11 protein-coding genes are annotated in these 10,086 nt (G+C 67.0%); 5 read left to right on the forward strand and 6 right to left on the reverse strand.

Annotated features, from left to right (window positions below; translation table 11 throughout):
- Positions 1-41: 41 nt before the first annotated feature.
- From RTU05_RS14960 to RTU05_RS14970, 3 genes are read left to right on the forward strand one after another with little or no spacing between them, the layout of a single operon-like run.
- The gene (locus RTU05_RS14960) at positions 42-1,607 is read left to right on the forward strand and encodes a CpaF family protein (RefSeq protein ID WP_312599156.1); all 1,566 of its coding nucleotides are present in this window, start codon (positions 42-44) and stop codon (positions 1,605-1,607) included.
- A 3-nt stretch (positions 1,608-1,610) separates the two neighbouring features.
- Complete coding sequence (locus RTU05_RS14965; RefSeq protein WP_312599146.1) at positions 1,611-2,588, forward strand: type II secretion system F family protein; 978 nt, start codon at positions 1,611-1,613, stop codon at positions 2,586-2,588.
- A gap of 10 nt (positions 2,589-2,598) precedes the next feature.
- Entirely contained in the window at positions 2,599-3,579 is a 981-nt protein-coding gene (locus RTU05_RS14970) for a type II secretion system F family protein (protein ID WP_312599147.1), read from the forward strand.
- Here RTU05_RS14970 and RTU05_RS14975 read toward each other — a convergent pair.
- The 4 genes from RTU05_RS14975 to dapE all read right to left on the reverse strand — a co-directional run bounded on the left by RTU05_RS14975 (position 3,576) and on the right by dapE (position 6,321).
- Complete coding sequence (locus RTU05_RS14975) at positions 3,576-4,010, reverse strand: SRPBCC domain-containing protein (protein WP_312599148.1); 435 nt, start codon at positions 4,008-4,010, stop codon at positions 3,576-3,578. The two genes, RTU05_RS14970 and RTU05_RS14975, sit on opposite strands and share 4 nt — an antisense overlap.
- A gap of 55 nt (positions 4,011-4,065) precedes the next feature.
- Positions 4,066-4,419 carry a hypothetical protein gene (locus RTU05_RS14980; protein WP_312599149.1) on the reverse strand — a complete coding sequence of 118 codons (354 nt, stop codon included), beginning with the start codon at positions 4,417-4,419 and terminating at the stop codon, positions 4,066-4,068.
- Positions 4,420-4,545: 126 nt separating this feature from the next.
- Positions 4,546-5,055: a hypothetical protein gene (locus RTU05_RS14985; protein WP_312599150.1), complete on the reverse strand. Its 510-nt coding sequence runs from the start codon at positions 5,053-5,055 to the stop codon at positions 4,546-4,548.
- Positions 5,056-5,112: 57 nt separating this feature from the next.
- Positions 5,113-6,321, reverse strand: a complete 1,209-nt coding sequence (dapE, locus tag RTU05_RS14990) for a succinyl-diaminopimelate desuccinylase (RefSeq protein ID WP_312599151.1) — start codon at positions 6,319-6,321, stop codon at positions 5,113-5,115.
- A gap of 115 nt (positions 6,322-6,436) precedes the next feature.
- On the opposite strand from dapE, the gene RTU05_RS14995 reads away from it, so the two are divergent.
- On the forward strand, positions 6,437-7,729 hold the full coding sequence (locus RTU05_RS14995; protein WP_312599152.1) for an MFS transporter: 1,293 nt from the start codon (positions 6,437-6,439) through the stop codon (positions 7,727-7,729).
- Positions 7,730-7,924: 195 nt separating this feature from the next.
- Here the strand turns inward: RTU05_RS14995 and RTU05_RS15000 are convergent, their stop codons facing one another.
- A complete protein-coding gene (locus RTU05_RS15000) occupies positions 7,925-8,950 on the reverse strand; it encodes a 2'-deoxycytidine 5'-triphosphate deaminase (RefSeq protein WP_312599153.1) in 1,026 nt (341 codons plus the stop codon).
- 81 nt (positions 8,951-9,031) lie between these two features.
- On the opposite strand from RTU05_RS15000, the gene apaG reads away from it, so the two are divergent.
- Complete coding sequence (gene apaG, locus RTU05_RS15005) at positions 9,032-9,439, forward strand: Co2+/Mg2+ efflux protein ApaG (protein ID WP_312599154.1); 408 nt, start codon at positions 9,032-9,034, stop codon at positions 9,437-9,439.
- 339 nt (positions 9,440-9,778) lie between these two features.
- On the opposite strand, the gene RTU05_RS15010 is transcribed toward apaG, so the two are convergent.
- Positions 9,779-10,086, reverse strand: a 308-nt coding sequence (locus RTU05_RS15010; RefSeq protein ID WP_312599155.1) for a GcrA family cell cycle regulator, incomplete at its 5' end; no start/stop codon positions are given.

The raw sequence follows: 10,086 nt of genomic DNA on the forward strand, positions 1-10,086 counted from the left end.
CGCGACCCGCCCCGGCGTCTGCGCCGCTCGCGGCCGAACCTGTGTCCGTGTTCAGGGCCGAAGCCGCGCCGGCCTCGCCGGCCGAAAAGCCCGCTGCCGCCTATGCCTTCGCGGGCGACGATTTCGAGCCGGCGGCAGAGGCCTTCGCCCGCGCCGATGCGCCGTCCGCTTCGGGCGCCTCGGCGTCGGCGGACCGACTGGACGCCCTGGCGTCGCGTCCGCGTCCCAAGCCCGAGGCGGCGCGCCCGGCCACCAACGGCGCGGGCCCCAAGCCCACCGTCGGATTGGAACAGCTGAAGAAGGCCCAGGCGGTCGCCGAGATCGTCCGTGAACAGAGCGACTATTATCACGCCACGAAGACGACAATCTTCAACGCGCTGATGAACACCATCGACCTGTCGCAACTGGCCCAGTTGGACCAGAAGGCGGCGTCGGAGGAGATCCGCGACATCGTCTCCGAACTGGTGGCGATCAAGAACGTCTCCATGTCGGTCGCCGAGCAGGAGCATCTGGTTCAGGACATTGTCAACGATGTGCTGGGATACGGCCCGCTGGAGCCGCTGCTGGCCCGCGACGACATCGCCGACATCATGGTCAATGGCGCGGGGCGCGTCTTCATCGAAGTCGCGGGCAAGGTGCAACTGACCAATGTCCGCTTCCGCGACAACACCCAGCTGATGAACATCTGTCAGCGGATCGTGTCGCAGGTCGGCCGTCGCGTCGATGAATCCAGCCCCATCTGCGACGCCCGTCTGCCGGACGGGTCGCGCGTCAACGTCATCGCCCCGCCGCTGGCGATCGACGGCCCGACGCTGACGATCCGCAAGTTCAAGAAGGACAAGCTGACGATGAAGAATCTGGTGGAGTACGCCTCCATCAGTCCAGAGGGCGCGCGCGTCCTGGGCGTCATCGGCGCCTCGCGATGCAATCTGGTCATCTCGGGCGGCACGGGGTCGGGCAAGACGACCCTGCTGAACACCCTGACCGCCTTCATCGACCCGACCGAGCGCGTCATCACCTGCGAGGACGCCGCCGAACTGCAACTGCAACAGCCGCACGTCGTGCGCCTGGAGACCCGCCCGCCCAACCTGGAAGGCCAGGGCACGATCACCATGCGGGATCTGGTCAAGAACTGCCTGCGGATGCGCCCGGAGCGGATCATCGTCGGCGAGGTGCGCGGACCCGAAGCCTTCGACCTGTTGCAGGCGATGAACACGGGCCACGACGGCTCCATGGGCACGCTGCACGCCAACAGCCCGCGCGAGGCCATCAGCCGGATGGAGTCCATGATCACCATGGGCGGATACGGCCTGCCGTCGCGCACCATCCGCGAGATGATCGTGGGATCGGTCGATGTCATCGTCCAGGCCGCCCGCCTTCGCGACGGCTCGCGCCGGATCACCCACATCACCGAGGTCGTGGGCCTGGAAGGCGATGTGATCGTGACCCAGGATCTGTTCGTCTTCGACATCACCGGCGAGGACGAGAACGGCAAGATCGTCGGGCGTCACCGTTCGACCGGCATCGCCCGCCCGCGCTTCTGGGACCGCGCCCGCTACTATGGGCTGGAGCGCGAACTGGCCGACGCCCTGGACGCGGCGGAATAGACCATGCTGCCGATCCTCGCCGCCGTTCTGGCCTTCATCACCATCGGCGGCCTGGGCTGGGTCTTCGTCGGCGGCGAGGATTCCTCGTCCCAGGCGGTCAAGCGCGCCCAGGCCATCGGCGACGGCAAGAAGAACCCCGCAGTTTCCCGCAAGACGGCCGCCGCCAACACCCCCGAGGCGCGCCGCAAACAGATACTGGTCCAGCTTCAAGAGGCGGATCGGCGCGACCGCAAGGCCCGCACGACCCTGGACGCGCGCCTGAAACAGGCGGGCTTGAGGATGGGCGCGCGCGCCTTCTACATCGTCTCGGCCGTGGTCGGGGTGGTCGCCCTCCGGGTCGCCCTGGTGCTGGGCCTGCCGATCCTGGTGGTCATCGGCGTGGGGCTTATCTTCGGCCTGGGCGCGCCGCGTTGGGTCATCGGCTTCCTGGCCAAGCGGCGGATGAAGAAGTTCTCGCTGGAGTTTCCCAATGCGGTGGACATCATCGTGCGCGGCATCAAATCGGGTCTGCCGGTCCACGAGTGTTTCAAGATCATCGGCCGGGAAAGCCCCTTGCCGCTGGGACCGGAGTTCCAGACACTGGTGGAGGGCCTGGGCGTGGGCATGACGCTGGAGCAGGCGCTGGACCGGATGTATCAGCGGATGCCAACGCCTGAACTGCGGTTCTTCACCATCGTCATCGCCATCCAGCAGAAGACCGGCGGCAACTTAGCCGAGGCGCTGAGCAATCTGTCGTCGGTTCTGCGTGCGCGCCGGATGATGGGCGAGAAGATCAAGGCCCTGTCGTCCGAGGCCCTGGCGTCCGCCGGGATCATCGCCTCCCTGCCGCCGGCGGTGATGCTGATGGTCATGCTGACGACGCCTGCCTATATGATGCAGTTGTTCACCGATATTCGGGGCAACTTCCTGCTGCTGATCGCGGCGGTGTTGATGGCCACAGGCGTCTTCGTGATGAAGCGCATGATCTCGTTCAAGTTCTGAGGCGGGCGGAATGGAAGGCTTCATCCGCTTCATCACCGATCCGCAGAACCTGCTCAGCATCGGGGTGGGCGTGCTGGTCTTCGCCACCGTCCTGACCCTGCTGTCGTCGATGACCGGCGGGGTCAACCTGGACAAGCGGATGAAGGCGGTCGCCGAGCGCCGCGACGACCTGAAGCGCCGTTCGCGCGCCGGCATGGCCGGCGGTCAGGGCGGGCTGCGTCATACCGATGAAGGGTTCAAGAAGCGGGTCGTGGACCGGCTGAACCTGACCAAGCTGCTGGAAGACCCCAAGGTCGCCGGACAGATGATCCAAGCCGGCTTCCGGGGGCCGAAGCCCCTGACCACCTTCTATTTTTTCCGCTTCGCCTCGCCGATCCTCTTCATGATCGTGGCGGCCTTCTACATGTTCGTCATCAAGGTTGTGGACTGGCCCACGATGAACAAGCTGACGCTGGTGATGGCGGCGGCGGTGGCGGGCTTCTATGCGCCGAACCTGTATCTGAAGAACCGCATCGACAAGCGCCGCACTTCGATCATGCAGGCCTTCCCCGATGCGCTCGACCTGATGCTGATCTGCGTGGAGGCCGGGATGTCGATCGAGGCGGCGATCACCAAGGTCAGTCAGGAGATGGGGCCGTCGTCCATCGATCTGGCCGAGGAGTTGTCGCTGCTGTCGGCCGAACTGTCCTATCTGCCGGATCGGCGGATGGCCTATGAAAACCTGGGCAAGCGGACCAACCATCCGGGCGTGAAGGCGGTGGCGACGGCCATGACCCAGGCCGAGACCTATGGCACGCCGCTGGCCAATGCGCTGCGCGTCATGGCAAAGGAGAACCGCGACCTGCGCCTGTCGGCGGCCGAGAAGAAGGCGGCGGCGCTTCCGGCCAAACTGACCGTCCCGATGATCCTGTTCTTCCTGCCGGTGCTGTTCATCGTCATCCTGGGACCGGCGATCCTGAACGTGATCGACATGATGAAGGCCGGAAACTAGCCCGCTTCGGCGGCGGCCTTCAGTCCCTCGGCGATGGCCTCGTGGGCCTTTCGGATCGCGGGGCGATGCTTGTCGTGGAACAGTTCGCCGCGCAGGCCGGAGAAGCGCACGCCGACCGCGACGATGCAGTTGCCCGGCGCCAGCTCCTCGATCTGGATGTAGCGCAGGCTCTGGAACAGGAAGCCGCGCCGTTCCGCCCAGACCAGCCGCCCGCGCGGCTGCCATTCGACGATCCGGGCCAGCGACTGATGCGGCGCCATCTCGGGCCAGGTCTCGGTCATGGTCAGGCGGCCGCCGAAGGCGATGACGCCCTCGACATCGGCATCGACCGAATTCCAGGCGCCCCAGCCCGCCAGGTCCGCGACCAGATCCCAGATGCGGTCCGAGGTCGCCTGAACCCCGACGCGCTTTTCGATGCGAGTGTCATCCATGGCTTCGCTCTGACACGGCTTGCGGCCCGAAGAAAGGCGCCAGTTGGCCGCCGGCCTAGTTCGGATCGGCCGCCTTCAGCCGCCGACCGTCGTCCAGCCCCAGCCGCGTCTTGACCTCGAACAGGTCGGCCCCGGCCGGCACGATCAACAGCTTTTTCGGCTCGGCCGTATTGACCGCCACCACCGCCCCCTTGGGGCAGATGTCGAAACAGTCGGCGCCGGTGACGACCAGTTCGCCCTTGCGGCCCGACTTTCCCTTCTTCAGGCGAAGGTATTTACGCAGCGCCTTCTTCAGCGTCAGATCGCCGTCGGGGCCGAAGCCGCCGTCCAGCTTTTTCGAGCATTTTCGGCACACCAGGACGACGTCCCGCCATTGCGTCTTCGCGCTCTTGAAGTCCTTCTCGGCCATGCCGACAGAAATCGCCGTTCGCGACGTCTTGCACAAGCGGTCGCCGCGCCGTCGCCTGCGGACGGACTGAAAATTTCACGGGATTTTCACATGCGCCGCCGGGCGGCCGATCCAGCGGCGATCCGATCAGCCGTTGGCGATCATGGTTTGGATGTCCTTGGGCTTGGCCAAGGTCGCGCCCTGCGTCGAATAGGTCGTCAGCTTGCCGTTTTCCCACAGGCCCACTTCCAGAGCCCTCTGTGTCGGGTCGATCAGGATATAGGCGGCGTTGATTCCGCCTTCGTGCGCCTTGTTTCCCGAGGTGTAGAGAACCGATCCCTCGCGCTCCAGCGGCGACTGGGTCTGCATATGGGTCGCCAGCGTCTCATATTTCGCGCCGAGCAGGGTTTTGAGTTCGGGCGTGACGGCGCTGTCCTCGATCAGCTTGCTGGCGCTGGGGTACTGGCCGACCAGGGCGTTCAGCGAGGACCAGTCGGCCTGCGCCGGTGCGGCGGGCGGAGGGGCGACAGCGGTCGGCGCGCTCTGCGCCGTTGTGGCGGCTGGCGCGGATTGGTCGGACCGCTCGGGGGAGCCGCAGGCCGCGATCGAAAAGGTCAGGGCGGAGACGAGGGCGAGGGGCGTGACGCGCGACGACATGGCGATGATCCTTCCAGCGGTTTCAGATCGAACGTGAAGGGCGCGCGGCCCGTTCCGTCAGACGCGCAGTCTGTCCATCACCGTCTCGATCACCCGGCGATAGACCGCCGTCAGCGCCTCCAGTTCCGCCGTCGGCACCCGTTCGTCGATCTGGTGCATGGTCTGGCCGACCAGGCCCAGTTCCAGCACCGGGCACAGGGCGCGGATGAAGCGGGCGTCGGAGGTTCCGCCGGTGGTCGAAGCCTCAGGGCGGCGGCCCAGTTCCGACTCGACCGCATCCTGAACCGCGCTGACGAAATCGCCCGGTTCGGTCAGAAAGGCCTCGCCGGAGCATAGGTGTTCCAGCGTGATCTGAAGCCCCGTCTCGGCCTGGACGGCGCCCGCCTCGCGGTTCAGCCAGTCGATCAGGGCGTCGCCGGTATGGCTGGGGTTGAAGCGGATGTTCAGCCGCGCCCTGGCTTCGGCCGGGATGATGTTGGTCGCCGGATTGGCGATGTCGATGGTGGTGATCTCCAGATTCGACGGGGGAAATCCCTCATAGCCACTATCCAGCACATGGTCGTTCAGCCGGGTCATCAGCCGGGCGATCACCGGCGCCGGATTGGCCGCCCGCTCGGGATAGGCGACGTGGCCCTGTTTGCCCTGCACCGTGATCCAGGTGTTCAGCGAGCCGCGCCGCCCGACCTTGATCATGTCGCCCAGCTGTTGCGACGATGACGGTTCGCCGACCACACAGGCGTCGATGACCTCGCCCTCGGCGGCCAGGGTCTCGACCACCCGCTTTGTGCCGTGAAGCGCCGGGCCTTCCTCGTCGCCGGTGATCAGGAAGGAGAGGGAGCCGGCGGGTTCCCCCCCATTCTTGGCATGGTCCGCGATGACCTGGGACACGGCGGCGACCCAGGCGGCGATGCCGCCCTTCATGTCCACCGCGCCCCTGCCATAGAGAACGCCGTCCTTGACCTCGGCCTCGAACGGCTGGGCCGACCACTGGTCCGAGGGGCCGGTGGGCACCACGTCCGTATGGCCGGCGAAACACAGATTGGGCGAGCCGGTCCCGCGCCGGGCGTACAGGTTCTCGATCCGCGCATCGACGCCGACGCCGCTGGGCCCTTCGAACGCCAGGCGGCGGCAGGTGAAGCCCAGGGTCGTCAGATGGCGTTCCAGCACGTCCATCGCCCCCTCGTCGGCGGGCGTGACGGACGGGCGGCGGATCAGCGCCTGGGTCAGTTCGACAGGATCGATAACGGGAGTTGATGCGCGGCTCATGCGCCTATGCTTTAGGGAAATCGTGCGAAGGCGAGAAGGCGTAATGCTCAGGTTCGGCGCAGACCGGCCCCGATGGGTTTCCGCCGCCGCCATTGCGAAATAGGTTCGACCGACCGTGACCACAGAATCCATAGACACCGGCCCCGCCGCCCCGCCCGTTCCGCCCTCTCCGCCCGAGGGCCCGTCCAGCCCGTGGGGCATTCGTGACTTCCGCCTGCTGTGGTTCGGGCGGGTGGTCGCCGTGCTGGCGATCCAGATCCAGTCCTCGGCCCTGTTGTGGCAGGTCTATGAGATCGCCCGGCGCGATCATCCGATCGAGGAAGCCAGCCTGTATCTGGGGCTAGTCGGACTGTGTCAGTTCCTGCCGCTTCTGGCCTTCACCCTGCCGGCCGGGGCGATGGCGGATCGGCGCGACCGGAAGCGCACAGTGTGGATTTCCATCCTGGTCGAGGCGGCCTGCGCGGGGTCGTTCCTGGCCATGGCGCTGCACGGCGCGCCGCCGCTTTGGGGGCTGTTGGCGGTCGCGGCCCTGTTCGGGGCGGCGCGGGCCTTCCTGGCGCCGGCCAGCCAAGCCTTCCTGCCGATGGTGGTGGGGCGCAAGGCCCTGCCGCCCGCCATCGCGGCCCAGTCCATCGCCTTCCAGACCGGGGCTATCGCCGGCCCGGCCCTGGGCGGGGTGATCGTGGGGGTCAATGTGCCGCTGGCCTATGCCGTGTCGCTGGGCATGTTCCTCCTGGCCGTCGCCGCCTTCATCCTGATCCGCACCAGCGGCAAGCCCGCGCCCCAGACCAATCCGCTGTCGCCGGTGGATTCGGTCAAGGAGGGGCTCGCCTATGTGTGGAAGACCAAGATCGTGCTGGGCGCCATATCGCTGGATCTGGTGGTGGTGCTGCTGGCGGGCGTGGCCCTGCTGACGCCCATCTTCGCGCGCGACATCCTGCATGTGGGGCCGCAAGGGTTCGGTCTGCTGCGTGCGTCGTTCGGGGTGGGGGCCATGGTCATGGCCATCTATCTGAGCCGCTATCCGATCGTTCGGCACGGGGGCGTGTGGATGTTCGCGGCGGTCGCGGTGTTCGGGATCTGCACCATCACCTTCGGCCTGTCGCGCATCGTCTGGCTGTCCGGCCTGGTCCTTTTCATCGGCGGGGCGGCGGACATGATCAGCGTCAATGTGCGCCAGACCCTGATCCAGCTGGCGACGCCCGACCATATGCGCGGGCGCGTGTCGTCGGTGTCCATGCTGTTCATCGGCGCCTCGAACGAACTGGGCGAAGCCTATTCCGGCGTCATGGTGCGCCTGCTGGGCGCAGTGGGCGCGGCGGTCTTCGGCGGCTTCGGCGCCCTGGCGGCCACGGGCGCCTGGTCGGCGATGTTCCCGGGGCTGAGGAAGGCGGACAAGCTGACGTGAAGACCGCGTCTCCTCCCCACGCAGTGGGAGGGGGCGCCCACGGGTCTCGCCAAAGGCGAGCCCGAGGACAGGCTACGCGGTGGAGGGGTTCTTGAAGTCCCGCAGGCGTTTGCGATGCGGTGAGAGCCCCTCCGTCTCTCCGCTGCGCTACGAGCCACCTCCCCATGAAATGGGGAGGAGACGGTCAGGGCTAACTCACCACACCCTGAAATGCTTCGACAGCTTCAGGCCCTGGTTCTGATAGTGGCTGCCGCTTTCGCCATACAGGCGGCTGGGGCGTTCGGTCAGGGGTTCATAGACCAGGCGGGCGACGATCTGACCGTGTTCCAAAAGGAACGGCGTGTCGTGGGTCCGGACTTCCAGCACGCCTTTCGAGCCCGCGCCGTGCGCCTCGTCCGTGCCGAAGCCGGGGTCGAAGAAGCCGGCGTAGTGGACGCGGAACTCGCCGACCGAAGGATCGATGGGGGTCATTTCGGCGGCCTGATCGACCGGGATTTCGACGTCGTCGGACGAAGCCAGGATGTAGAACTCGCCCGGATCCAGCAGCAGTTCGCCGCGCCGCAGCGTCAGCGGCTCCCAGAAGTCGCGCGGATCGTGGCCGTCGATATGGTCCAGATCGACCACCCCGGCGTGCCGGCGCCCGCGGAAACCGACGATGTCGCCGCCTTGCAGATCGACGCCGACCGAGCGGGTCTCCAGCTTCGGCGGATCGCCGGCCTTCAGCCGCAGCTGGTTCAGCCGCGTGCCGGGACGGACCAGGATGGAGAAGGTCTGGGGCGCGACCTCCATATAGAGGGGTCCGTCATAGCCTTCTGCCACGTCGTCGAAACTGGCGCCCTGATCGGTCAGCAGGCGCACGAAGACATCGACGCGGCCGGTCGAGCTTTTCGGATTGGCGCGGGCGATCAACCCTTTCGGCAGTTTCAGCCGCTCCTGCAGGCGCACGATATAGACGCAGCCCTTCTCCAGCACGACGCCGGCGTCGGTGATCTCGACGGCGTGCATGGCCACGTCGGCGATCCGTTCCTCGACCTTGCGCTTGCCGGGCAGGAAGGAGGCGCGGACACGCCAGGCCTGATCCGACAGGCGCAGGTCCAGGCTGGCGGGCTGAACCTGATCGTGATCGAAAGCGGTGTCGGACGTGACGGCGCCCGTTGCGATCAATGTCTCGATGGACTGGGCGGGAAGGATGCCGGGGCGCGGCGCCTGGAAAATGCTCATGGCGTCTGTCTCACACGGATTTCACGACTTGTCTTCAAGTCGCGCTTGCAGCCCGCGCGCGGCGGGGCGAGCATATAGCCCATGCACGATGGTCCTGCCTATAGCGCCGAAACGAACGGCATCCTGATCCGGGTGCGGCCCTCCTATCTGGCGGGGAAGTCGGACCCGGAGGCGGGGCGCTGGGTCTGGGCCTATCAGGTCGAGATCGTGAACCTGTCGGGATCGACGGTGCAGCTGATGGCGCGGCGCTGGACCATCACCGACGCCCATGGCCATGTCGAGGAGGTGTGCGGCCCCGGCGTGATCGGCGAACAGCCGGTGATCGCGGCGGGCGACAGCTATTCCTACGCCTCGGGCTGTCCGCTGCCGACCGACAGCGGGTCGATGGTCGGGGCCTATTTCATGACGGATGCGGAAGGCCGCAGTTTCGAGGCGGAAATCCCGGCTTTTTCGCTGGATACGCCGGATGCGCGTCGGGTGTTGAATTAGTCCCGACCGCTTTGGGTCGTCATTCTGGGGCCGAACGTAGCGAGGAAGCCGGAAGCCAGGGCCTCGGCAGCGCTGCCGAACGCATCCAATGCCGGATGCCCGTCTCCTGGGTTCCGGGTTCGTCCTTCGGACGCCCCGGAAGGACGCTGTCGGGCGAACATGGATGGGGCTGCGTCAACCCGGATGAACCGCAGCCCCGCCCCCTGAAGTCTCGCCGGCCGCTTGCGCGGGCCGGCGAGGGGGTGTCGGCTCCCTAAAGAGCATCTATGACGCGGGCATGACCCGCGCGAAGCGCCGCGCTCAAGCAGCGAGCCGCCGTGCGGCGAGCGATAGCGCCCTTTAAATGTAACGACGCAGGCTGCGGGCCAGGTCGGAGCCGCTTTCCTTGCCGCGCTTGATCTGCGGCTGGTAGGCGACGCGGGCGTGTTCGACGCAATAGACGCCTTCCGAAGCGCGGCGGCCGCAGAAGCTGAACTCGCGCGACGACGGGTCGCCGATCGGCCATTTGCACATATGGGCGCCCAGGGTCATGACCGTGGCGGTGCCCGGCAGGTCCGGCATCGGGGCGGGAACGGGCGCGGCCGGCTGGACCGGCTTGGGCTGGACGGCTTCCAGACGGCGCGGGGCCGCTGGCTGGGCCGGCGCCG

The organism is Brevundimonas sp. (assembly GCF_032017145.1).
In the GTDB taxonomy this organism is placed as follows: Bacteria; Pseudomonadota; Alphaproteobacteria; order Caulobacterales; family Caulobacteraceae; genus Brevundimonas.

Excerpts from the sequence above, each read along its gene's own strand:
- RTU05_RS14965 (WP_312599146.1), top strand. The coding sequence starts at position 1,611 with ATGCTGCCGATCCTCGCCGCCGTTCTGGCCTTCATCACCATCGGCGGC.
- RTU05_RS14970 (WP_312599147.1), top strand. The coding sequence starts at position 2,599 with ATGGAAGGCTTCATCCGCTTCATCACCGATCCGCAGAACCTGCTCAGC.
- RTU05_RS14975 (WP_312599148.1), bottom strand. The coding sequence starts at position 4,010 with ATGGATGACACTCGCATCGAAAAGCGCGTCGGGGTTCAGGCGACCTCG.
- RTU05_RS14980 (WP_312599149.1), bottom strand. The coding sequence starts at position 4,419 with ATGGCCGAGAAGGACTTCAAGAGCGCGAAGACGCAATGGCGGGACGTC.
- RTU05_RS14985 (WP_312599150.1), bottom strand. The coding sequence starts at position 5,055 with ATGTCGTCGCGCGTCACGCCCCTCGCCCTCGTCTCCGCCCTGACCTTT.
- dapE (WP_312599151.1), bottom strand. The coding sequence starts at position 6,321 with ATGAGCCGCGCATCAACTCCCGTTATCGATCCTGTCGAACTGACCCAG.
- RTU05_RS15000 (WP_312599153.1), bottom strand. The coding sequence starts at position 8,950 with ATGAGCATTTTCCAGGCGCCGCGCCCCGGCATCCTTCCCGCCCAGTCC.
- apaG (WP_312599154.1), top strand. The coding sequence starts at position 9,032 with ATGCACGATGGTCCTGCCTATAGCGCCGAAACGAACGGCATCCTGATC.